At 71.7% G+C, this 22940-nt stretch carries 21 protein-coding genes, 1 tRNA gene and 2 pseudogenes; 15 read left to right on the top strand and 9 right to left on the bottom strand.

From position 1 onward, the window contains the following. Position 1 precedes the first annotated feature (1 nt). From hisN to EDD30_RS25200, 4 genes are all read left to right on the top strand, one after another. The gene (hisN, locus tag EDD30_RS25215) at positions 2 to 805 is read left to right on the top strand and encodes a histidinol-phosphatase (protein ID WP_071808674.1); all 804 of its coding nucleotides are present in this window, start codon (positions 2 to 4) and stop codon (positions 803 to 805) included. Between the two features lie 49 nt (positions 806 to 854). After that, complete coding sequence (locus tag EDD30_RS25210; RefSeq protein WP_123678508.1) at positions 855 to 1754, top strand: hypothetical protein; 900 nt, start codon at positions 855 to 857, stop codon at positions 1752 to 1754. 140 nt (positions 1755 to 1894) lie between these two features. After that, positions 1895 to 2686, top strand: a complete 792-nt coding sequence (locus EDD30_RS25205) for an ATP-binding protein (RefSeq protein ID WP_071808673.1) — start codon at positions 1895 to 1897, stop codon at positions 2684 to 2686. A gap of 9 nt (positions 2687 to 2695) precedes the next feature. Next, complete coding sequence (locus tag EDD30_RS25200) at positions 2696 to 3247, top strand: DUF5709 domain-containing protein (protein WP_071808672.1); 552 nt, start codon at positions 2696 to 2698, stop codon at positions 3245 to 3247. A 41-nt stretch (positions 3248 to 3288) separates the two neighbouring features. On the opposite strand, the gene EDD30_RS25195 is transcribed toward EDD30_RS25200, so the two are convergent. Then, a complete protein-coding gene (locus EDD30_RS25195; protein ID WP_211277990.1) occupies positions 3289 to 3918 on the bottom strand; it encodes a response regulator in 630 nt (209 codons plus the stop codon). 19 nt (positions 3919 to 3937) lie between these two features. Next, entirely contained in the window at positions 3938 to 5068 is a 1131-nt protein-coding gene (gene macS / locus EDD30_RS25190) for a MacS family sensor histidine kinase (RefSeq protein WP_071808670.1), read from the bottom strand. A gap of 274 nt (positions 5069 to 5342) precedes the next feature. On the opposite strand from macS, the gene EDD30_RS25185 reads away from it, so the two are divergent. Both EDD30_RS25185 and EDD30_RS25180 read left to right on the top strand, forming a co-directional pair. Then, positions 5343 to 6398, top strand: a complete 1056-nt coding sequence (locus EDD30_RS25185; protein WP_071808669.1) for a carbohydrate-binding protein — start codon at positions 5343 to 5345, stop codon at positions 6396 to 6398. 114 nt (positions 6399 to 6512) lie between these two features. Continuing rightward, the gene (locus EDD30_RS25180; RefSeq protein WP_071808668.1) at positions 6513 to 7727 is read left to right on the top strand and encodes a glycoside hydrolase family 16 protein; all 1215 of its coding nucleotides are present in this window, start codon (positions 6513 to 6515) and stop codon (positions 7725 to 7727) included. Between the two features lie 8 nt (positions 7728 to 7735). Here the strand turns inward: EDD30_RS25180 and EDD30_RS25175 are convergent, their stop codons facing one another. Both EDD30_RS25175 and EDD30_RS25170 read right to left on the bottom strand, forming a co-directional pair. Next, positions 7736 to 8965 carry a chitosanase gene (locus EDD30_RS25175; protein ID WP_071808667.1) on the bottom strand — a complete coding sequence of 410 codons (1230 nt, stop codon included), beginning with the start codon at positions 8963 to 8965 and terminating at the stop codon, positions 7736 to 7738. Positions 8966 to 8994: 29 nt separating this feature from the next. Next, on the bottom strand, positions 8995 to 9246 hold the full coding sequence (locus tag EDD30_RS25170; RefSeq protein WP_123678507.1) for a hypothetical protein: 252 nt from the start codon (positions 9244 to 9246) through the stop codon (positions 8995 to 8997). Positions 9247 to 9343: 97 nt separating this feature from the next. Here EDD30_RS25170 and malQ point away from each other — a divergent pair, with 97 nt between their 5' ends. Together malQ and EDD30_RS25160 are read left to right on the top strand one after the other, a co-directional pair. After that, entirely contained in the window at positions 9344 to 11293 is a 1950-nt protein-coding gene (malQ, locus tag EDD30_RS25165; RefSeq protein ID WP_071808184.1) for a 4-alpha-glucanotransferase, read from the top strand. Further along, complete coding sequence (locus EDD30_RS25160) at positions 11290 to 11472, top strand: antitoxin (protein WP_071808185.1); 183 nt, start codon at positions 11290 to 11292, stop codon at positions 11470 to 11472. The genes malQ and EDD30_RS25160 overlap by 4 nt, the downstream gene beginning before the upstream one ends. A 32-nt stretch (positions 11473 to 11504) precedes the next feature. Here EDD30_RS25160 and EDD30_RS25155 read toward each other — a convergent pair whose 3' ends face one another. Then, on the bottom strand, positions 11505 to 11891 hold the full coding sequence (locus EDD30_RS25155; RefSeq protein WP_071808186.1) for a hypothetical protein: 387 nt from the start codon (positions 11889 to 11891) through the stop codon (positions 11505 to 11507). 180 nt (positions 11892 to 12071) lie between these two features. Here EDD30_RS25155 and EDD30_RS25150 point away from each other — a divergent pair, with 180 nt between their 5' ends. Beyond that, a complete protein-coding gene (locus EDD30_RS25150) occupies positions 12072 to 12986 on the top strand; it encodes a sensor histidine kinase (RefSeq protein WP_071808187.1) in 915 nt (304 codons plus the stop codon). A gap of 3 nt (positions 12987 to 12989) precedes the next feature. On the opposite strand, the gene EDD30_RS25145 is transcribed toward EDD30_RS25150, so the two are convergent. Together EDD30_RS25145 and EDD30_RS25140 are read right to left on the bottom strand one after the other, a co-directional pair. After that, positions 12990 to 14231, bottom strand: coding sequence for a DUF1501 domain-containing protein (locus EDD30_RS25145; protein WP_071808189.1), 1242 nt, complete (start codon positions 14229 to 14231; stop codon positions 12990 to 12992). 11 nt (positions 14232 to 14242) lie between these two features. Continuing rightward, positions 14243 to 15685 carry a DUF1800 domain-containing protein gene (locus EDD30_RS25140; protein WP_244945395.1) on the bottom strand — a complete coding sequence of 481 codons (1443 nt, stop codon included), beginning with the start codon at positions 15683 to 15685 and terminating at the stop codon, positions 14243 to 14245. Between the two features lie 84 nt (positions 15686 to 15769). Between EDD30_RS25140 and EDD30_RS25135 the strand changes: the two genes are divergently transcribed. Both EDD30_RS25135 and EDD30_RS25130 read left to right on the top strand, forming a co-directional pair. Continuing rightward, positions 15770 to 16621 carry a spermidine synthase gene (locus tag EDD30_RS25135; RefSeq protein ID WP_071808188.1) on the top strand — a complete coding sequence of 284 codons (852 nt, stop codon included), beginning with the start codon at positions 15770 to 15772 and terminating at the stop codon, positions 16619 to 16621. Positions 16622 to 16750: 129 nt separating this feature from the next. Then, positions 16751 to 17956 (top strand): translation initiation factor 2, encoded by a 1206-nt coding sequence (locus EDD30_RS25130; RefSeq protein WP_123678505.1) that lies wholly within the window; start codon positions 16751 to 16753, stop codon positions 17954 to 17956. Positions 17957 to 18185: 229 nt separating this feature from the next. Here EDD30_RS25130 and EDD30_RS25125 read toward each other — a convergent pair. Together EDD30_RS25125 and EDD30_RS25120 are read right to left on the bottom strand one after the other, a co-directional pair. Then, positions 18186 to 19160, bottom strand: a pseudogene (locus EDD30_RS25125) (TerC/Alx family metal homeostasis membrane protein); the annotation flags it as partial. Continuing rightward, positions 19111 to 19972: pseudogene (locus EDD30_RS25120) on the bottom strand (pentapeptide repeat-containing protein); the annotation flags it as partial. The pseudogenes EDD30_RS25125 and EDD30_RS25120, both read right to left, overlap by 50 nt. A 191-nt stretch (positions 19973 to 20163) precedes the next feature. On the opposite strand from EDD30_RS25120, the gene EDD30_RS25115 reads away from it, so the two are divergent. From EDD30_RS25115 to EDD30_RS25100, 4 genes are all read left to right on the top strand, one after another. After that, positions 20164 to 21285 carry a lamin tail domain-containing protein gene (locus EDD30_RS25115; protein WP_244945394.1) on the top strand — a complete coding sequence of 374 codons (1122 nt, stop codon included), beginning with the start codon at positions 20164 to 20166 and terminating at the stop codon, positions 21283 to 21285. A 90-nt stretch (positions 21286 to 21375) separates the two neighbouring features. Further along, a complete protein-coding gene (locus tag EDD30_RS25110; protein WP_071804128.1) occupies positions 21376 to 22128 on the top strand; it encodes an enoyl-CoA hydratase in 753 nt (250 codons plus the stop codon). A 53-nt stretch (positions 22129 to 22181) separates the two neighbouring features. After that, positions 22182 to 22258 (top strand) — tRNA-Met (locus EDD30_RS25105). A gap of 103 nt (positions 22259 to 22361) precedes the next feature. Continuing rightward, on the top strand, positions 22362 to 22646 hold the full coding sequence (locus EDD30_RS25100; RefSeq protein ID WP_084556219.1) for an STAS domain-containing protein: 285 nt from the start codon (positions 22362 to 22364) through the stop codon (positions 22644 to 22646). The last annotated feature ends 294 nt before the right edge of the window (positions 22647 to 22940 follow it).

Raw genomic sequence — 22940 nt, 5'->3', positions numbered from 1 at the left:
CATGGCTTCGTACGCCGACGACCTCGCCCTGGCCCACCTCCTGGCCGACACCGCCGACTCGATCTCCATGGCCCGGTTTCGGGCCCTCGACCTGCATGTGGAGTCCAAGCCGGACCTTACCCCTGTCTCGGACGCCGACACCGCCGTCGAGCAGGCGATCCGGTCGACGCTGGCGCGGGCCCGGCCGCGCGACGGCGTGATCGGCGAGGAGTTCGGCAGCGGCACCGCGCCGGCCGGCGCGGGCAACCGGCACTGGGTCATCGACCCGATCGACGGCACCAAGAACTTCATCCGCGGCGTCCCGGTCTGGGGCACGCTCATCGCGCTCATGGAGGGCGAGCGGCCGGTCGCGGGGCTCGTGTCCGCGCCCGCGCTGGGCCGCCGCTGGTGGGGCGCGCTCGGCCACGGCGCCTACGCAGGCAAGCACCAGCACGCCGCCACCCGGCTGTCCGTCTCCGCGGTCGGCAAGCTCGGCGACGCCAGCTTCTGCTACTCCAGCCTGCCGAGCTGGGAGGAGGGCGGATACCTCGAGCCGATGCTCGGGCTGATGCGCGACTGCTGGCGCAGCCGGGCGTACGGGGACTTCTACGGCTACATGCTGCTCGCCGAGGGCGCCCTCGACGTCATGGTCGAGCCGGAGCTGTCGCTGTGGGACGTGGCCGCGCTGATACCCATCGTCACCGAGGCCGGGGGCAGCTTCACCGATCTGGCCGGGCACCGCGCGCCCGGCGACGGCAGCTCCATCGCGTCCAACGGCCACCTGCACGAGGAGATCCTCGAGCGGCTGGCTCGCGGCCGGGCCTGACGGACCGTTCGTCCTCCGGGCGCAGGCGTCGCTGGTCTATTCTCGCTCAGTGATGTCCGCCGGCTGGTTCTTCCTCGCAGCGATGATCGCCGCGTACGGCGTGGCGAACATGCTGCAGTCGGTGGCGGCGGCGCGCACGAGCGTGCATCACACTTTCGACCCGCAACTGCTCGTTCGGCTCGCGTGTCACCGTACCTATCTGCTGGGGCTGATCTGTCAGGTCCTGGGGTTCGTCCTCGCCTTCCTGGCGCGCCGCGACCTGCCGCTCTTCCTGGTGCAGGCCAGCGTGGCGGCGGGACTGGGGGTGACGGCGCTGCTCGGCGTCCTGGTGCTGAAGTGGACCCTGCCTGTGGCGGAGGTTGCGCTACTGGCGTTGCTGCTGGGCGGCATCACCGCGCTCGTGCTGTCGGCACAGCCGGCGCATTCGCGCCAGCTCGGCACGTCCGGGGTGATCGGCCTCGCCGTCGCGATCGCGGTGATCGCGGTGCTCGGCTTCTTCGCGGTACGCCTGCACGGCGCGCTCGGTTCCGTCGTGCTGGGCTCCCTCGCCGGCATCGCCTTCTCGGCGGCGGCGATCGCGGCCCGGCCGCTGGCGATGGCGGGTTCCGCCGGGGACTTCGTCTCCGACCCGCTGCTCTATCTGCTGATCGCCCACTCGATCGTGGGTCAGCTCCTGCTCGGCCTCGCCATGCAGCGGGGCTCGACCACCGCCGCGGTCGCCGCGATGGACGCCGCGGGCGCGGTGCCGGCGGCGATCGTCGGCCTGCTGCTGCTCGGCGACCGGATCCACCCGGGCCGGGAGTGGCTGGCCGGCGTCGGCTTCGTGGTGACGCTCGGCGCGGTGATCGCCCTGACCCGGTACGCCGAGCCGCAGCACCACCACGCGACCGTCCGGGCCTCGTCGAAACGTCGGGCCGAGCAAGCGCGTCTGCATCCCGCCGCCCGCTGAGGCGTGCATGAGCGGCGGCACAAGGGGTACAACCAGCGCATGACCATGCCTCGCTTATGCACCAATTCGGGCAAATCCCCCTAAAATTTCGTTCCCGCGGGAATGCGAGTGCCCTACTCGTTATGCACAATGGAGCGATCATGCCGAGCGAGGTCCGACACCTGGTGGACGGCGGGCAGACCTATCCGGTCGTCCGACTGTCCGGGGTGCTCGACGCCGACTCCGCCCCCGCCGTGGGCGAGGCACTGCTCGACGTGCTCGCCGGGCAACCCGAGGCGCTCGTCGTCGACGTGCGCGACCTGACCGTCGGCCAGCCCGAGGCGGTCACCGTGCTGCGCGACGTCGCCCGCATGACGGCCGACTGGCCCGGCGCCCACGTCGTGATCTGCGCGGCCGGCGACACCCGCGACTGGCACGGCTCGGGCCTGCCGATCTGGCCGGACCCCCAGGAGGCGTTCACGGCGCTCGGCCGCCCCGCCCCGGAGAACTTCCTCTCCATCGACCTGGAACCGGTCGTGGGCGCCGCCCGGCGGTCCCGGGAGCTGGTCACCGAGGCGTGCGCCCGCTGGGAGCTGCCCGACCTGGCCGGGGCGGCGTGCATCGTCGTCACCGAGATGGTCAACAACGTGGTGGCGCACGCGCGGACGGATATGACAGTCCTGCTGGCGCTGCAGGGCGACGCCATGAGCGTGGCGGTGCGCGACCGGTCCCCGGTCGTGCCCCGCTTCACCGGCGGCCCGGTCCCGGTGACCTCGTACGGCGGCCGCGGCCTGTTGCTGATCGACTCGATGGCGAGCCGCTGGGGCAGCCTCGCCCTGGCCGGCGGCAAGGTCGTGTGGGCGTCCCTCGACGAGGACGAGTCCCTGGAGTGCGAGGGCCCGCAGGGAGGCGATGTGCAGACCACAGGCATGGCTGGCCACACCCGGGGGTAATCACCGGGTATGCGAGACGACGACTTTCCCACCGCGGTCTCCGACCCGGAGGCTTCCGGCCTGCCCGAGACCGCGGATGACGATTCGAACGCGTACGACGCCGTGGACAGCCCCCGGTGGGCCGACGGACCCGACCCGGCCGCGCTGGCGGGTGTGGGACCGGGCGGCTCCAACCACTTCGGCGAGACGGCGCAGGAGCAGCGCGAGGGCGAGTCGCTCGACCGCCGCCTGCGACAGGAGGAGCCCGACTTCGGCGCGCAGGACCCGCCCCAGCCGGAGTCGTACGCCGAGACCGTCGACGACCCGGAGCAGCGGCGCCTGGCCGCGGACGTCTGGGGCGAGAGCCCGACGTCGGACCCGCACTCCGCGATCTCCCTGTACGACGACGGCCAGCTCGACGACGACGTACCGCGACCGGTGGGCCGCCTCGTGGAACCGGACGCGGGCTCCGGCTTCGACGACGAGCCGGACAGCATCGCCCAGGACGCGGGCATGGCCGGCGGCGGCCCCACGGCGGAGGAAGCCGCCATGCACGAGACGAACGCCCCGACCTACCACTGACGGCTTTTCCACGCCCCCGCGCCTATCCGCGGGGGCGTGCGTTAATCCAGGCCCTTTTCAATGGCATAGCGGGTCAATTCCACCCGATTATGGAGTTGCAGCTTTCCGAGCGTGTTCTGCACATGGTTCTGCACCGTGCGATGGCTGAGCACCAAACGCTCCGCGATCTGCCGATAGGACAGGCCCTTGGCCACCAGCCGCAGCACCTCGGTCTCCCGCTCGGTCAGCTTCGGCGCCATCGCGTCGTCTCCCGCGGGCTCCACCGCCAGCCGCCGGAACTCCCCCAGGACCAGGCCCGCCAGCCCCGGCGTGAAGACGGTGTCCCCGGCCGCCGTCCGCGCCACCGCGTCCAGGAACTCGGCCTGCGCCGCCGACTTCAGCAGATAGCCGGAGGCTCCCGCCTTCACCGCGTCGAGCACGCTCTGCTGCTCCCCGCTGGCCGACAGCATCAGCACCCGGACCCCCGGAACGGCCTCGAGCAGGCCGTTGATGACCTCCACCCCGGAGACGTCCGGGAGCTGAAGGTCGAGGACCACCACGTCCGGACGGGCCGCGCCCGCGATGCGCACGGCCTGGCGTCCCTCGCCGGTGGTCGCGACCACGTCGTAACCCGCCGCCGCGAGGTCGCGGGCCACGCCGTCGCGCCACATCGGGTGGTCGTCCACCACCATCACCCTGACTGCCACGGGGTCAGCCTAGCGATGGCCGGGGCACGGTCAGCTCGACCTCGGTGCCCTGACCCGGCGCGGAGACGATGCGTACGGTCCCGCCGAGGTCGCCGACGCGTCCCCGGATCGACTGGGCGACCCCGAGCCGCCCCTGGGACTCCGCCTCGTCGAGCCGCTCCGGCGCGATGCCGCACCCGTCGTCGCGGACGCTGACGGTCACCGACTCCGGCTCGTCCTCCACCAGGACCCACACCTTCGTCCCGGGCGCGCAGTGCGTCCTCACGTTGTCCAGCGCCGCCGACACGGCGGCCGCGACCTCGGTGGCGGTCCGGGACGGCAGGCGGACCGCGCCGGCGGGCGCGGCCACCGACACCGTGGCCGACGCGTACGGGTCGAGCAACGTCATCAGATCGACGTCGGCGTGGTCGTCGGCGAGGTCGGGGATCCGGCCGGTGACGAGGGTGCGCAGCGCGACCTCCTGCTCGCCGGCGAGCCGGGCCAGCTCGCCGGCCTCCCCGTCGAGGCCCGCGCCGCGCCGCTTGACGAGGGCGAGAACCTGCAGCACCGAGTCGTGGATGTCGCGGGCCAGGCGTTCCCGCTCCCGGGTGGCGGCTTCGAGCTGAATGGCGCGTTCGAGCCGCTGCTGGGAGATCTCGGCGATGCCGACCAGGTAGCCGACGGCGAGGGCGGCGAGCAGCATCAGCACCGTGCCGGTGAACGCTGCCTGGTCGTAGTGGTTGCGCACGACGAGGTCCGTGGCGCCCATCGCGAGCGCCGCGGCGATGCCCCAGCGCCGGCCGCCGGCGACGGCCCAGGCGATGACCGGGGCGACGTGCCAGGCGACCGCCAGGGTGGGGCGGCCGTCCTTGAGCGCCTCCGGTCCGACGATCACGGCGCTGGAGGCCATCACCCCCATGGTGACGACCAGGTCGGCCACGAGCAGCGGCGGCTTGCGGCGGGCCGGCACCGCGTACGCGTACGTGGTGAAGACCGTCCAGGCCGCGGTCAGGGCGAGCACCGGCCAGGCGAAGAGCGGCCGTTCGTACGCGCCGACGTTGCGCACGACGAGGATGCCGACGTAGACCAGGGCGGCGATCCGGTACACGGCGATCGCCCGCCACAGAGGCGTCTGCAGCCCACTGGTCTCCGTCATGGGCAGACCCTACTAATTTCGCAGTCGTGGTGAACGAATTGCCGGTAGGCGCCGTACGACCGGGCAGGAGAAGACCGAGCCGGGCGGCCGGGACCCGGCACCACATTCGAGATCAAATCAGGCACCGAAGGGACGACCTCACACATCTCGAACGCACAGGAATGAGAAAAGCCGAATGTTCTTGTGGATTCGCGGATGAGCACTTGACCTTTCCGCGGGAATCTTCTTAGGTCTCACTGACGCATAAGTACCCCCGCCCACCGGAGGTCCCCCCGTGCCGCGACACAGCGCGCCACTGAAGCATGCCTGGATACGCCCCCGGCTCCTGGTCACCCTGGCCGTGGCGAGCGCCGGCCTGGCCACCGCGATCTGGCTGCCCACCCGCAACGACAGTGCGGACGCGTCGGAGTGGCGCAACAACACCATCCGGACCATCGCCTCCCTCGAGGAGTTCTCGGACGAATTCCGCGGCCGCGAGGGCAGCACCGTCGACCCGCAGAAGTGGTTCCTGAACACCGCCAGCACCGGCAACGGCCTGACGTTCAGCCAGAGCACTCGCAACGCGCGGCTCGACGGCGACGGCAACCTGGTCATCGTGGCCCGCGACAGCGACCGCAACGGCCTCACCTCGGCCCAGCTCGTCAGCCGGAGCCTGTTCCGCCGCGCCTCCGGGCAGATCGAAGCCAAGATCAAGGTTCCGGACGGCGACGGCCTGCGCCCCGCGTTCGCGCTCTTCGGCGCCAATCGCACCAACCCCGCCGCGGTCAACCTGCTCACCGACCCGATCGAGGACGGCGAGTTCCACACCTACGCGCTCGCCTGGACGCCGGATTCGGTCACCCTGTCGCGCGACGGTGAGGTGCTCCAGCAGACGGCGGCGCCGCAGAACGGGACGGACCAGTTGTTCCGGCTGAGCCTGAGCCTGTTCGTCACCGACGCCCGCGAGGCGGACCTACCGGCGCGGATGACCGTGGACTTCGTGCGCCTGGGCGCCTTGCCCGCGACCCCGGAGCCCTCGGCCCCGCCCGCCACGCCGTCTTCTCCCGCTCCGGCGACCACCGCACCGGCGGAGAGCCCGACGACCGTCCCGCCGACCACTCCGCCGGTGGAGGAGTCGACGGCTCCTCCGGCCACGACGGAGCCGCCCGCGGCGCCGCCGACGACGTCCGCTCCCGCCGCCGCGGCCGCGCCGGCATGGAAGGCGTTCACCGACTACAAGGTGGGCGACGTCGTCAAGTTCAAGGGTGCGGACTACCGGGTGCTCGAGGCGCACACCTCGCTGCCGGGTTGGGAGCCGACCACTTTGGTGAGCCTCTTCAAAAAAGTCTGAGTAGAAGGGGGCCTCCGGGGGTTCCGGTACCGGTCTTTCATTGACTGACATGAGTCAATCTGTAAAGACTGCGTAATAAAGTTTTAACGACCTCTTCCCCGGAGGCTCATCCCCATGCGCACCCTGCTCGCCGCGGCCGTGGTCGCGGTCACCATCGCGGGCGGCCTGGCCGCCACCTCCCGCACCGACGCCGCCGATGCCGCCATCGGCGGCATCACCTTCTCCGACGAGTTCAACGGCGCAGCCGGCACCCCGGTCGACCCGGCGAAGTGGAAGTTCGACATCGGCGGCAGCGGCTGGGGCAACAACGAGCAGCAGTACTACACGAACTCGACCAGCAACGTGCGCCAGGACGGCCAGGGCCACCTGGCGATCACCGCCCGCCGCGAGAACCCGGCCGGCTATCTGTGCCACTACGGAGGCTGCCAGTACACCTCCGGCCGGATCCTGACGGCGGACAAGTTCAGCCAGGCGTACGGCCGCTTCGAAGCCTCCGTCAAGGTCCCCAAGGGCCAGGGCATCTGGCCGGCGTTCTGGATGCTCGGCGGCGGCAACTGGCCGGCCACCGGCGAGATCGACATCATGGAGAACGTCGGCAAGGAGCCCCACACGGTCTACGGCACGGTCCACGGCCCGGGCTACTCCGGCGCCGAAGGCATCGGCGCCGGCCGTACCCTGGGCACACCGCTCAGCGACGCCTTCCACAACTACCGCATCGACTGGTCGCCCAACCTGATCGTCTGGTACCTCGACGGCGCGGAGTACTTCCGGGTGACACCCGCCAACCTCGGCGGCGATCCCTGGGTCTTCGACCACGACTTCTTCATGATTCTGAACCTGGCGGTCGGCGGCCACTGGCCCGGCTATCCGGATGCCACCACCCAGTTCCCGCAGACGATGCTCGTCGACTATGTCCGCGTGTCGGCCTGGACCGACGACGGCGGCGGCGCCACCGCCCTGCGGTCGGCCTTCAACGGCCGCTGCATCGACATTCCCTCGGCCAACCCCGCCGACGGTGCCCGGCTGCAGCTCTGGGACTGCAACAACACCAACGCGCAGAAGTGGACGCCGCAGGGCGACGGCACGCTGCGCGCGATGGGCAAGTGCATGGACCCGGCGGGCGGCGCCCTGACCAACGGCACGCCGATCCAGTTGATGAGCTGCAACGGGAACCCGGGACAGAGGTTCACGCTCTCGGCCGCGGGCGACCTGGTGAACGTCTCGGCCGACCGGTGCGTCGACGTCAAGGACTGGAACGCCACCAACGGCGCCCAGCTCCAGCTCTGGGACTGCGCCGGCACCACCAACCAGAAATGGACCCGCGCCTGACGGGAGGACTAGGCGGCGAAGCGGTCGCCGTAGACGCGCCAGGTCAGCGGGGTGTTGAGGTCCAGGTTGCCCGCGCGGAGGAAGGTCCGCTGGGCGGTCTCGACGCGGCTGACGTCGCTGTGGGCTTCTTCCGTACGCATCTCGCGGACCCTGGCGTCGAGGAACCGCTCCAGGAAGACCGTCTCGTCGCCGCCGAGCTTCGGGGTCTTGGCGGCCTGCAGCGCCGCGGCGCGGATCTCCCGCAGGCCCGACATGCCGTGCATGACCGCCGCGTCGTAGTAGGCGAACTGACCCAGCGCCCGCAGCCCGTCCGCGGTGGCCAGCGTGACCGCGGGGTCGAAGTACATGCGGTCCCGCTCGTCCTCCTGGGTCTTGCGGAACACCGGATCGGCCGCGGCCGCCTTCCAGGCCGCGGTGAAGCCCGGGTCCAGGCCCCGGTGCGAGGCGGAGCCGTCGACCGCGCGCAGGGCCGGCAGATACCTCGCGAGCTTGTTCCGCGGTGAGCGCCGGGTGTACTCGGTGACCAGCGCCAGCATGTCCGAGGTGCCGGAGCAGAAGCCGACGATCCCGGCCGTGTAACCGCGGCCGTCGCCGATGTCCTCGATGTAGTCGAACTCCTCGCGCCAGTCGAGGGTGGAGTTCTCCGCACTCGAGACGAGTTGGAGCGCGAGCTCCTTCTTGCGGGAGGTCGCGAGGCCGGCGGCGGCCGCCGGGACCGAGGCCGACGTGGTCACGGGCGTGGCCGCGGTTGCGGGTCCGGGTCCGAACACCTGGAGCTCGCGCAGGGAGAAGCCGGACGCCTGTGCGCGCTGGGTGGCCAGCAGCCGCAGGTAGCGCCCCGATCCGCTGAGCCGTTTGACGTCGTCGATGCCGCCGTCGCCGCCGGTGCGCCGGTGCAGGTCGGTCCAGGTCACGCCGTTGGCCGAGAGCTGCAACCGGTACGTGCGCGCGTGCGGGGCGTCCCAGATCAGCCGGACCCGGGTGACGGCCTGCGCCCGACCGAGGTCGAGACGCAGCCACTGCGATCCGGGGTCGGCGCCGCTCGTCCACCGCGTGGTCGTGTCGCCGTCCACCGCCATGGCGCCGGCGCGTGCGGAGTCCTGCGCGCTCGAGGCGACGACCGCGTGACGGCGGGACAGCAGGACGTCCGCGGACGCGTCCGCAGTCACCGTGATGGCCAGGGGAACCGTGCAGACCGCCGCAACCCCCACGCCCAGCGCGACCATGTTCGCCCGCATCCTCACCCCTCGACGGTAGGGGTGGGGCCTCAGCGTCGCTTGCGGTTCCGCGAAATCAGGACCAGCGCCAGGATGATGCCACCGACGACGACCAGGCAGCAGACACCGCCCAGGATCGGCAGGAAGCCGAGGCCGCCACGCCGGCGGGGAGACTTCACCGCCTCGATGACCAGGCCGTCCACGCCCCTGCTCGCGGCCCAGGCGTGCGCGGGCACCACCAAGGTCAGGGCCACGCCCGTCACTGCCGCGCTCAGCCGGGCCCACCACTTCACCGAAGACATGGCCCCAGTCTGCCGGGTCTCCGCAAGACCCGCCTGTGGAGGGTCTAGAGGTATCAGGGAAGGGTATGGAGCAGGAACCGATGACGAGGGAGCGGTAGTGGACGCTGAGCTGAGCGCGCTGGCGGAGGCCCACGGGGTGGCCACCTGGTACGAGGACTGGCAGCGCAAGCGCCGCGACGTGTCACCCGAGTCGGTCGTCGGCGTGCTCGGGCTGCTCGGGGTGGACGCGAGATCCCCGGCGGCGATCCGGCGCGAGCTGACCGCGATCCGCACCGCGAAGGAGCAGCACCGGCTCCCCGGCACGGTCGTCGTCCGCCAGGGCGAGACGGGCCCGCCGGCCGGTGCCGGCACGATCCAGCTCGAGGACGGTACGACGCGCAAGGTCACCGGAATCCCCGCCGACCTACCGCTGGGATGGCACCGGTTGAGCATCGACGACCAGCACGTCACGCTGGTCGTGGTGCCGCGCCGGCTGAGCGAACCGCCCGAGACCTGGGGCTGGATGGTGCAGCTCTACGCCCTGCACTCGGACGCGTCCTGGGGCATGGGCGACCTCGGCGACCTGCGGAGTCTGGTCGAGGCGGGCCACGGCGCCGGGCTGATCCTGCTCAATCCCCTGCACGCGGTCACGCCGACCCTGCCCGTGCCCGCGTCGCCGTACTCGCCGTCCAGCCGGCGCTTCGCCAACCCGCTGTACCTGCGGGTGGCCGACACCGAGGCGTACCGCGCGGCCGATCCGGCGCTGCGGGCCCGGGTGGGCGCCCTGCGGCCGGACCCGCCCGCGGACGGGCTGATCGACTACAGCGCCGTCTGGGAAGCCAAGCGGGCCGCCCTGGAGCTGCTGTGGCCGCTCGCCGGCGAGGTGGACATCGACGCCGACCCCGGCCTCACCGACTTCGCCGTGTTCTGCGTGCTCGCGGAGGAGCACGGCGCCGACTGGCAGCGGTGGCCCGAGCCGCTGCGCCGGCCCGACACCGCCGAGGTGCGCGCCGCCCGCAAGGGCGACCGGGTCGCGTTCCACGTGTGGCTACAGCACCTTCTCGACGAGCAGCTCGCCGCGGCCAACGAGGCGGCCCGGGCCCGGGGCATGCCGATCGGCATCGTGCACGACCTGGCCGTGGGCATCGACCCGAGCGGTGCGGACGGCTGGCTGCTGCAGGACGTGCTCGCCGCGGGCGTGCACACGGGCGCGCCGCCGGACGCGTTCAACCAGCTCGGCCAGGACTGGGGCCTCGCCGCCTGGCGGCCCGACCGGCTCGTCGACACCGGGTACGCGGCCTATCGCGACATGCTGCGCCGCATCTTCCGGCACGCCGGCGGTCTGCGCGTGGACCACGTGGCCGGGCTGTGGCGGCTCTGGTGGGTGCCGCCGGGGATGGGCCCGGCCGAGGGCACGTACGTGCACTACGACCCGGAGGCGATGCTCGGCATCCTGGCCCTGGAGGCCCACCGGGCCGGAGCCGTGGTGGTCGGTGAGGACCTCGGCACGGTGCTGCCGGTGGTGACCCGGACGCTGGAAGACATGAACATGCTCGGCTCGGCGGTGCTGTGGTTCACCCGCGACTACAAGGACGATCCCGAGGAGGGCTACCTGCCCGCTTCCCGGTATCCGCGCAACGCACTGGCGACCGTGTCGACCCACGATCTGCCGACGGCCGCCGGCTTCCTCGCCGGGGAGCAGGTCAAGGTCCGCGCCGAGCTGGGCCAGCTCGCCGGGCCGGTCGAGCAGGAGCGCGCGTACGCCGACCGCGACCGCGCCCAGCTCCTCGCCCGCCTCGCCGAGGAGGGACTGATCACGGCGTCGAGCACTCCCGAGGAGATCGTCGTCGCGATGCACGAGTTCCTGGCGCGTACCCCGTGCCGGCTCGTCACCGCGTCCCTCTACGACGTGCTGGGCGAGCTCGACCAGCCCAACCTGCCGGGCACGACGGACCAGTATCCGAACTGGCGGCTGCCGTTGCGCACCGCTCTGGAACAGATCGTGGCGGATCCGCGGGTCGCGCGGATCGCCGAAGTGCTGAACGCGAAGAAGGGCGGAACACGATGAGTTTCCTGGACAAGGCGAAGGAGTTCGCCGACAAGCACGACAAGCAGGTGGACCAGGTCCTCGAGAAGATCGGCGACGAGGCCGACAAGCGCACGAACCAGAAGTACAGCTCGCAGATCGACCGGGGCGTCGACGAGGCCCAGAAGCGTACGGGCGAAGGCGACACCTACCAGCCGTGAGGCCCTGACCGCCGCCCGTGCCGCTCCGCCGATCAGACGGCGAGCGGCGGGGGCGGCGGATCGTCGTCCATGGCGAACAGCATCGGATGGACGGCGAGCCGGTGGTCGCGTTCCCGGCAGCGGGCCGGCGGAAGCAGCGACGACCCGTGCTCCGGGTGTTCCGCGCAGTGTCGCATCGCCCGGCTGACCGCGTCCGGGTGGTGCCGTCCGCCGCCGTATTCTCCGCAGCTCGCGCAGTCCCACCGCCAGTACGCCGGACCCTCGTCCGAGTCGTGCCGCCGGATCCTCAGCGGCGGCCCCGCACGGTGCCGGGCGGCGGCGAGAATCGTGGTCATGTCCCCGGCCGCCGGCGGCTCGGACGGCCGCCTCGGCACCTCGCCGATGATCTCGGCCAGCACGCTGGTCCCCGTACCCGACATTGTTCACCCCCGCGTTCGTTGGACCGGCCCAGTGTGGACCGCACGGAGACGGCCTCAGGGCGGAATTCCTGTTTCCGGGTCCTGCTTTCACCCGCAGCGGTGCACCGGGCGTCCTCGGCCGCCGGCTCCGGCGGGTACGGGTGTTACCGTGGTCGATCAGCGGTGCTCGGAGGAGGCGAGGTGGTGTTCACCCACTCGGCGTTCCTCTACGACACCGACGACGCCTACGTCTCCCTGCTGAGCGGCTTCGTCAACGAAGGATTGGAGCGCGGAGAGACGGTGGCGGTCGCCGCCGCACCCGACCGCGTGAGCCTGCTGCGCGACGCCCTCGACGGCGAATCCCGCTCGGTGTCGTTCCTGCCGGCCGACGAGTGGTACGTCCGTCCCGCCCGGACCATCGCGGGCTGGGCACAGATCCTGCGCACCGCGGCCGCCGACGGCAGCCCGTTCGTGCGGTTGGTCGGCCAGATCCCGTACGCCGGGCCGTACGCGCCGTGGCTGCGCTTCGAGGCGGCCCTCAACCGCAGTCTCGCCGAGCTGGACGGGCATCTGCTGTGCCCGTACGACCGCAAAGGCCTGCCCGACTCGCTGCTGCGCGCCGCCGTCCGCACCCATCCCCGGCTGCACGACGGCGACTGGTGCGACAACGCCGGATATGAGAAACCCGAGGAGTTCCTGGCCGCGACGCCGGAGGCGCCGTGGCCGGTCTCCGGCGAGCCGGTGGTCGTCGTGCCGGTCGAGAAGTCCGTGGCCGGCCTGCGCGCCCTGGTCCGGGACCGCGCGACGGCCGAGGCCTGGCTGCCCGCCGACCGGGTGGAGATCCTCGTGCTGGCCGTCAGCGAGATCGGCACGAACAGCATCCGGCACGGCGGCGCCGACCGGGAGCTGCGCGTCTGGTTGACCGCCGACGCCGTGGTGACCGAGGTGACCGACGACGGCACGACCGGCCCGAGCCCGCTGGCCGGCTATCTCCTGCCCCGGCAGGGCGAGATCGGCGGGATGGGGCTGTGGCTGGTCCAGCAGCTCTGCGACGCGCTGTCGATCCGGCAGCACGGCGGCCTGACCCGCGTCCGCTTCGCCGTCCGCCGCGGGTAGGAATCAGCGGGAGCGCACCAGACCCAGGGTGGACGCCGACACTCCCGGGAAGACCCCGGCCACGTTCGTCAGCCCGCAGCGGGCCCGGAGGATCTCGCCGATCACCGCCCGGTAGTCGGTGGTCACCGCCAGGTCACCGTCGACCAGCCTGGAGGCGGCCAGGCCGGGCCAGCGCCCGTACACCTTGCCGCCCTTGACCCCGCCGCCCAGCACGAACATCGCGTTGCCGTAGCCGTGGTCGAGCCCGCCGGAGCCGTTCTGGCCGACGCGGCGGCCGAACTCGCTGATGGTGATCAGCGTGACCCGGCCCAGGCCACCCGGGCCCAGGTCCCGGGCGAACGCGGCGAGAGCGGCGGCGAGGTCGGCGAGGTGGTCGTACATCCGCTTCCCGGGGGCGGCCGTGCCGAGGTTCTCGTGCATGTCCCAGTCGCCGGAGTCGACGCAGGCGGTCATCAGCCCGACGTTCGCCTTGATCAGCCGGGCCACGTCGCGCAGCGCCCGGCCCAGCTCGGTGTCCGGATAGGCGGCCCCGTTCGCGGGCGTGTACCCGGCCGCCTTCAGCGTCGCGGCCGTGGCCAGCGCGGACGTCGTCATCGCGGTGGTCCGGGCGAGGGCCTCGGGAGCGCCCGCGTACAGCGCCGCCATGGTGTCGGCCATCGGTCGGCCGTGGCCCTCGCCGGAGAGCTTGAACCGGTCGATGCCGGTGAGACCGAGGTCCGGCGCGGGCCCGGCGAGCACGCGGGCCGGCATCGCCCCGCCCACGGACACGGCGTCGAAGGCCCCGGCGGCGCCCAGGCCGCCCATCAACCGGTCCAGCCAGCCCGTACGGAGCGAGGTGCCCGGCGCAGCCCGCTCCAGCTCCTCCATCGCGGCGAAGTGAGAGCGGTTCGGCGCCGGCTGCCCGACGGCCTGGACCGCCGCCAGCGACCCGCCCTTCCAGTACGGCAGCAGCGGCGCCAGCGCGGGGTGCAGCCCGAAGTACGAGTCGCCGCCGATGAGCTGTTTCCTGGGCACGGCGATCCCGGGCCGGGCGGCATAGTAGGCGGGGTCGCCGGCGGGCACCACGGCAGACAGCCCGTCGAAGCCGCCCCGGAGCGACAGCAGGACGAAGACGTCCCCGCCGTAGCTCGGCGACGCGAACGCGAGCTGGGTGGCGAGCTGGTCGCCGACCAGGCCGGCGAAGGCGCCCGCGGCGCCGGCCCCGAGCAGCGTGCGCCGGCTGACCCGGCAGCCGCAGTCCGTCATCTCCGTCACGGTCACCTCAGCACGAAGTAGGGCGAGTTGAGCAGCAATGCCAGCAGATACGGGAATGCCCATCCCGCCGCCGCATCGCCGGACCTCAGCGGGCTGGCGAGCGTCTTGCCGTAGAAGGCGGCGAGCGCGGTGGCGTGCGCGGGGGCCACGGTGCGCCCGAGCAACCGGGTCGCCACGGCGTCGATCAGCGCACCGTACGTGGCCGGCAAGGTGCCGCCCGCGTATTCGGTGAGCGGTGACGGCCGCCGCAGCGTGGTCGGCCACCAGCCGGCGGCGATGTTGAGGTGGGCGTTCCAGCGGACGACCTGCCCGGACGGCGAGGCCCAGGCGGTGGCCACGTCCGGGTAGCCGTTCGGCGGCGCCCAGGCCATCGGCGCCTGCCCGGCCGCCTCGCTGGTCCAGTAGAGCGCCTTGATCGCCTCCGTCCCGGACTTCTCCGGCCCGTGATCGAGGATGCGCACGGTCGCGACGAGGTCCTCGTACGGCGTGCGCGTCTTAGCGCCCACCGAGGCGGCGAACTCGGCCGAGGTGAACAATGCCCGCAGCACCGGCACGATCGCGCTCTTGTTGTCGAGGTAGACCTTGGTCAGCCTGGTCACCAGCCTGGCCGGCGGCTCGTCGGCGACGAAGCGTACGCACAGCTTGGTGGCGATCCGCTTGGCCGTGGCCGGATGCAGCGCCAGGTGGTCGAGCAGCGCCATGGCCGCGGCCTCGCCGCCGGTGGCGCTCTTGTTGGCGTGGCGGAAGCCGAGGATCCGCACCGCCCCGGTGGCGTGCCGACCGGCGTCGTAGCGGTAACGGCCGGTTTCCCAGCTCACGGTCAGGCCGGTGAGCAGCCGGGCGGCGTCCTTGACGTCGGACTCGGTGTAGCCCAGCCCGACCGTGTGCAGTTCGAGCAGCTCCCGGCCGTAGTTCTCGTTCGGCGCGGCGCGGGTGGAGTAGCGGTTGTCCAGGTACGAAAGCATCGCCGGGTGCCGCGCGGAGGCCTTGAGCATGTCGGCGAAGCGGCCCAGCGCGTGCTTGCGGATCACGGTGCGGTCGTAGTCGGGCCGGCTGTCCCAGACATCGCTGGAGGGACAGGTGACGTTGAGGTGGTTGGACCAGAAGTCGACCATCACCTCGAAGAGCTGACGCTCACTCCAGACGGCCCTCGCGAGCGCGGCGCCGCCCACCTCGTACATGGGCGCCCAGCCGTAGCGCGGCAGCACGCCGGCGCGGACCTTGGCGTGTATGCCGTCGATCGTCAGGCCGCTCAGCGGGAAGCGGGCGACCAGGCCGTCGGCGACCCGGTCGCCGATCGAGGCCGGCTTGAGCTGCCGCTCCAGCCATGCCTTCGCACCGAGGCGGCGGATCTCGGCGATGGCGGCCGGGGTCGGACCGTACGTGGCGCGGCGCAGCAGGTGCAGCAACGGGTCGTCGGGGAGGAACTCCGCGGATGCCGTCACATCTCCCGTCGTCGGCGGGCGACGCGATCTTCGTCGGGTTCCCGGCCGGGCGCTCCCCAACCGCAACCGACATACTGTGCAGCCGTGGCACAGCGCAGGCGCGGCGAGCGGCGGGTGGAGCAGGTGGGCTCCGGCGTCGCCGAGCTCGTGCCGGATCCCGACCGGCCGGGCGGCTGGACGCTGCTGCTGGACGGCACGCCCCAGTCGCACGTGGATCTCAGCGACCCGGCCCACCTCGAGTTCGAGTACATCCGCCGGATGGCCGCGGCGATCGACCTGCTCGCGCCGGCGGGCGCACCGATGCGGGTGCTGCATCTGGGTGGCGGGGCGCTGACGCTGCCGCGCTACGTCGCGGCCACCCGGCCCGGGTCGCCGCAGCGCGTGGTGGAGATCGATGGACCGCTGGTCGAGCTGGTGCGTACGGCCCTGCCCTGGGACCCCCGCGCCAAGATCCGCGTACGCGTGGCCGACGCGCGCGAGGCGGTCACCGGCATGCGGGACGGCGGCTACGACCTCGTGATCGTCGACGTCTTCGCGGGCGCCCGCACCCCCGCCCACCTGGCGTCGGTGGAGTTCGTCCGGGAGGTGGCGCGGGTGCTCGGCCCGGCGGGACGACTCGTCGCCAACGTGGCCGACGGGCCGCCGCTGACCTACGCGCGTACGCAGGTCGCCACGATCCGCGCGGTGCTGCCGGAGGCCTGCCTGATCGCGGACGCCGCGGTGCTGCGCGGACGCCGCTTCGGCAACCTCGTCGTGGTCGCCGGCCGTACCCCGCTGCCCGTGGCGGCGCTGAGCCGGCGGGCGGCCGGCGATTGGTTTCCGGGCCGGGTCGAGACCGACCTGGCGCGGTTCGCGGGCGGCCGGGCGGCGGTCACGGACGCCGGCGCGGTGCCGTCGCCGTCCCCGCCGGACGGCCTGTTCAGCGCAAGATCGTAGACCCGGGTACCTCGCACTCCGTCCGAAAGGCGCCCGGCATCCGGCCGTGCGGATGATCAATGTGACTCGGCGGTAATTTGACAGCGGGACGACTTGTTTCGGCATTCCGCGGCCGGATCTAATCGAAGAATGCACGACCTGCCCGACGTCTTCGGTCCGTTGCAGGGCGGCGAACGCTCCCTGTGGCGGGGCCGCTGCGCTGTCGCCGAGTACGCGTTCGACCGCGCCGCCTCCCTGCCGCGGTGGACGCTGCCCGAGGCGACCGAGGTGCTCGTCACGGACCGCCGTATCGCCTATGCGCACACGTCCGCCGGCGGTCCCGACGACCTGGAGATCAAGTCCGGGGAGCTGCGCTGGCTGTATCCGCAGTACATCCGCGTCCAGCCGGGTTCCCTCAGGCCGGGGCGCACCGCGGCGGTGACCCAGATCCAGCTCGTCTGCGGTGGCGCCGACGGCTCGTACCCGGCGCTCGTCTTCGCGGGTGGCGACCTGACCGAGGTGCGCGAGGCCGATCGGCTTGCGAACGTCATCCGGCAAGCGATCGCCGGGTTCCGGGTGGACAACGCGAACAAGCTGGGCCTGCCGGAGTCTCAGGCACGGATGCTCTCGAAGATGCTGATCGGCCCGGAGTTCACCAACTTCCAGGGCGGCGAGGGGCAGACGGTGTCCATGCTCGGCGCCCTCCCGGTGCCCCGCCCGGCCCCGGCCGACCCCGAGCCGGAACCGGCGGCACCCGCCAGGCACGCCGGATCCGCAGCGGTTCCGGACGCGCGGCACGCGGCGGTCCCGGACGCCCGACACCCGACGGTTCCGGACGCCCGGCATGCGGCGATTCCGGGCGCCGGCCACGCGGCGATTCCGGGCGCCGGCCACGCGGCGAATTCGGACGCCGGCCAGGCAAGGCACGCGGAGCCTGTGGGCCGGCTGCCGGGCTACCGGCCCGGCCGGGCCGCCGACGAGGCACGGGCCCTGCAGGCCGCGGCCGCCGAGCAGGCCGCACACCAGGCCGAGCCCGACCTCGCCTCCCGCGCCGCGAGCCTCGCCGCCCGGGTGGCAGACCTCGTCTCCGGCATGACGGCGGAGACCGGCGCGGGCCACTCGACCGAGCATCCGCCACCGGCTCAGCAGGCGCACCAGCCGAGCCTGCACCCGCCTACGCCGCACCAGCCGGCCGCGGATCAGCCGGCCACGGATCAGCCGGCCACGGACCTCGCGGATCGGGCCGAGCGCGTCCGGCGGACCGCCGCCCGGTTCGCGGCCAACTCCGCCAAGCTCAAGGCCCCAGCCCACCGCGCCGAGCACGAGAGCGGCACGAGCCCCTGGGGCCAGCGTTGACCAGTGCCGCTCACGGCCGATAACAGGTGCCGGCCGCGACGCGCTCGTCGTGCACCCGGTGTGCTCTGCGCAGCAGCTCGGTCAACTCCTGCTCCTCGCGGATCCGCGCCCGATACTTCTCCGGCAGCTTCTTGAGGTGAGCTTCCTCGTCGAGCAGCTTGTGGTAGATCTCGTCGCAGTACTTCGGGTCCGTCTCGATGTCGAGGAACTGTGCCGCGTGCCGGCGCGCGGCGGCCACGTACGTCTGGGCCCGGCCCTTCGGGCTGAGCAGTGACGCGATCACCGTGACGATCAGCACGCCGACGATGAAGCTCAGCGACATGAGGGTGCTGATCTCGATCACGTACACGTGGTCGCCACCGTTGATGAACGGCACGTTGTTCTCGTGCAGCGCGTGCAGGACGAGCTTCACGCCGATGAAGGCGAGGACCACCGCCAGCCCGTACGACAGGAAGATCAGCCGGTCCAGCAACCCGTCGAGCAGGAAGTAGAGCTGCCGCAGGCCGAGCAGGGAGAACGCGGTGGCGGTGAAGACAAGGTAGACGCTCTGGGTCAGGCCGAAGATGGCCGGGATGGAGTCGAGGGCGAACAGGATGTCGGTGCCGCCGATGGCGACCATGACCAGCAGCATCGGGGTCATGACCCGCTTGCCGCCCTGGACCGTGAAGAGCTTGTCGCCGTCGTACGTGTCCGAGGTGCGCAGATAACGCCGGGCCACCCGGATGATGACGTTGTGCGCCGAGCGCTCGGCCTCGCTCTTGAGCAGGTTGCCGGCCGTGATCAGCAGGATCAGCCCGAAGAGATAGAAGACCCAGGCAAACGAGTTGATCAGCGCGGCGCCCAGGAAGATGAAGCCGGTCCGGGCCACGAGCGAGAAGACGATGCCGAACAGCAGGACCTTCTGCTGGTCGGCCCGTGGCACCTTGAAGCTGCCCAGCAGCACCAGGAAGACGAACAGGTTGTCGACCGAAAGCGCCTTCTCGGTGACCCACCCCGCGAAGTACTCGGCGCCCATGTCCTGACCGCCGAAGATCAGCACGCCGAAGCCGAAGACGATGGCGAGGCCGACGTAGACCCCGGACCAGATCCCGGCCTCCTTCAGCGACGGGATGTGCGCGCGGCGTACGTGGAAGAAGAAGTCGAACAGGACCAGTCCGATGATGCCGGCGACCGTCAGCGTCCAGACGAGGCCGGAAACCTGCATGGCGCCACGCTCCCGCTCTCGATCGATCGACCGGCTTCATCCTAGAGGCCGTCGGTCACCGCGGCCTTGAGTTGGGACTCGGTGAGGAACAGCGCGCCGCGCAGGTCAGCCCCGCGCAGATCCGCGCCGCGCAGGTCGGCGCCGGTGAAGTCGGCCAGCCGCAGATCGGCGTCGCGCAGATCGGCGCCGATCAGCAGCGCGCCGCGCAGGCTGGCGCCGCGCAGCTTGGCGCCCCGCATGCGACGGCCGATGAGGTTGGCGCCCCGATGGTCGGCCCGGCGCCCGCCGGCCTCGGCGCGGGCCAGCTCGCTCGCCTTCTGCAGCAGCGGGTTGACCCTTCTCCGGTGCGCGTCCAGGTCGAGCGCGAGTAGTTCGTCGGGCGTACCGGCGGTGAGGTCGACGGTCTCGTCCCGCGCCGCCTCGAGCCGGGGGTGCAGCCTTCGCGCCGCCGGCAGCTCCAGCGCCTGGGTCACGTACCAGAGCAGTTCGTGAAGCTGGCGCATCACCGGCAGAACCGCGAACATGCCGGCGGCAATGGCGGGCGTGGCCCGCCAGTCGCGGCCTCCGAAGGTCACCTGGGTGACCTGTTGACCGGCGCCGAAGCAGTCGAAGACCACGCAGCCGGGAAAGCCCCGCTGCGGCAGCCGGTCGTGGATTCCGCAACGGAAGTCGTCGCGCAGGTTGGGGCATGCCCGGCCGGCGGGCTTGTCGATCGCGAAGTCCGACGACTTGGCGAAGGCGGGCGCCACACAGCACAGTCCGGCACATCGGCCGCAGTCGGCGCGCAACACCAGGTCGGTCATGGCAGACACCCTAACGCCGTCCGATTCGGGGCATATTACCGTTACGCGGCGTCACCCCCTTCGCTGACCGAAAGTAACTCTGCGTCGTCTCCGCGCTCCACCAACCGGTCAACAACCAGGGCCAACTAGACGGGTGACTACGCTGAGTCATTGTCATTACGCTGCGGTGACCGCCCCACATCGCTCAAGGAGATTCGCTGATGCGTGCCCGCCAGACGGCCATGTTCGCCGCCCTCGGCTGCGTCGCCGCCCTCGGCTTCGCCGCCCCCGCGGCAGCCGCCGACGCGCCCACCATCTCGGCGCCGGCCAGCCGACAGGGCTTCGGACCGATCACCCTCACCGGCACCGCCCCCGCGGGCGCCACCGTGGAGCTGTACGAGTCCGCTTACAAGTTCAACGACTTCTACCCCTCCCCCGACTACGCGCGGGGAGCGGGCACCTACATCACCACCACGGCCAACAGCTCCGGCCGCTGGTCGCTGAGCCGCGACCTGGACTCCGGCTTCCGCTTCTACGTCAGGGCCGGCGGCGCCGAGTCGAACCGCATCTCGGTCGCCGTGGGCATCATCCCGTCGGTGACGATGACCGCCAGCAACGGCACGGTCAACGTCAACGTCGAACCCGACCCGGGCCAGCCCGGTCTGCGCGTGCACGTCCAGCGCAACAACGGCGGCACGTGGAGCGAGGTCGCCGACGGCTACACCGCCGAGTCGGGCTCGACGGCCGTCTACCGGACCACCCTGACCGGCCAGGGCTCGGGCGTCCAGTCCTACCGCGTGGTGGTCGACGCCGACGCGGACAACAACCTGCTCAGGGGCCAGAGCTCGACCATCTCGCTCAACGTCGGCAACGGCAGCGGCAGCGGCGGCGGCGGCACGACCCCCACCACCCCCACCACGCCCACCACGCCCACGGCGCCGAAGCCGACGACCCCGTCGGTCAAGGCGGGCGCCGTCCAGTTCACCAAGATCCAGTACAACTCCAAGGGTACGGACAACGGCAGCAACAGCAGCCTCAACGGCGAGTGGGTCCGCCTGACCAACAAGACCAAGGCGACCATCAACCTCAAGGGCTGGACCGTGCGCGACGCCTCCGGCAAGGTCTACACCTTCTCGAGCGACTTCCGGCTCGGCGCCGGCAAGCACGCGTACGTGCACACCGGCAAGGGCACCAACGGCCGCCCTGACTCGCAGCACCGCTACTGGAACCGGACCGGCTACGTCTGGAACAACTCCGGCGACTCCGCGTACCTGCGCACCAACACCGGCAAGTCGATCGACTCCTGCAGGTGGGGCAAGGGCTCCGGCGTCACGTACTGCTGATCCACCCCTCGAACGCGGCCCCCGGCATCCCCCGCCGGGGGCCGCGTTGTCTTATGGTGGCGCTGACACCAAGATCGTCAGGAGGCCAGCGTGAGCAAGGTACTGCGGGAACGCACCGACGACGGCCGCTGGACCCTGACCCTCAACGATCCCGACCGCCGCAACGCGATCGACGAGAAGCTTCGTGACGACCTGGCCGACGCGATCGCCGCCGTGGCCGCCGACCCTCAAGCCCGCACCCTGGTCGTCACCGGCAACGGTCCGGCCTTCTGCGCCGGCGCCGACCTCCCCGACCTCTTCGGCGACACCAGCAGGTCGGTGGCGGACATCCGTACCGACCTGCACCGCGTCTACGACAGCTTCCTGCGCGTCCTGGCCCTGCCCATCCCCACCATCGCCGCGGTCCACGGCCCCGCGGTCGGCGCGGGTCTCAACCTGGCCATGGCCTGCGACACCCGCATCGTCGGCCCCGACGCCCGCCTCATCGCCTCATTCACCAAGATCGGCCTCCACCCGGGCGGCGGCTGCACCTGGTTCCTGACCCGAGCCCTCGGCCCGGAACGCGCAATGCAGCTCCTCCTCGACGGAGGCAGCGTCGACGGTCCGGAAGCGGTCCGCCTCGGCCTGGCCGGCACCCTCGCCGACGACCCCCTGGCCGCGGCCCAGGAACGCGCCGCCCGCTGGGCGGCCCTGGACCCGGCCCTGGCCCGAGACATCAAGACATCGGTACGCACGGCGACGACGGCGGACTTCGCAGCCAGCCTGGAGTTCGAGTCCTGGGCCCAGGCAGCCTCGGCGACAGGTCCGGCAATCCAGGAGACGGTGGCCCGCTTCCGCCGCTGACGAAAGGCCGGCGCACAACGCCGGCGGAAGCCGTGCTAACGTTGCCAGGCCGACGCGGGGTGGAGCAGCTCGGTAGCTCGCTGGGCTCATAACCCAGAGGTCGCAGGTTCAAATCCTGTCCCCGCTACCAGGACAAACGGCCCTTCGGGATCTTTCCCGGAGGGCCGTTTGCAGTAAGACGTCCCCCTTACGCAGCGAGTGCGTGAGCTGGCCCGTCGTCGGTTTCGCGCCCCCTGGACGATGCCCGAGGTACCCATCCCCGCCGCGACGGAATCGACGACGCTGCCACCTACGCGCAGGTGCAGCAGGCGGTGCTCGACCTCCTACTGGACCAACGCCCCGACGTCGTCCTGCTGGACATGGGTGCGGTGACTTTCCTGGACGCGGCCGGCATCCGTGCCCTGCTCACGTGCCGCTGCGACGCCCAGCAACTCGGGAACCGGCTACAGATCCGCCGTGCGCACGAACGGGTCCGCCGGGTACTGGCCATCTGTGAAGTCGAGCACCTGTTCCATTGATCGGGCCGGCTTACCGGCCGTTGAGTTGCCAGCGCTCCCGCAGCGCGGCTGGAGCGTCTTCGCCACTCTCGACGACGCGGGAGCCTTCCCTCATCGTCCACGGACGTCCGATCGGTGATCCGTCCCCGTCAACGCCGCATCGGGCGTCGGCGGCATCGAGTCGGCCTGCTTCCCGGCCAGCCGGGCGCGTGGAAGAAATTAGAGCGAATCACCCGCAGAGGGCTCCGGCGTCACGCATCCTGAAGACGCGGCTCGCCATCGGACAAGCGGCGTTGATGCCTGATTGGGGATCTT

This window comes from Couchioplanes caeruleus (genome assembly GCF_003751945.1).
GTDB lineage: Bacteria > Actinomycetota > Actinomycetes > Mycobacteriales > Micromonosporaceae > Actinoplanes > Actinoplanes caeruleus.
The sequence above is the reverse complement of the archived record's forward strand: the minus strand, read 5'-3'. Positions and strand labels throughout refer to the sequence as shown.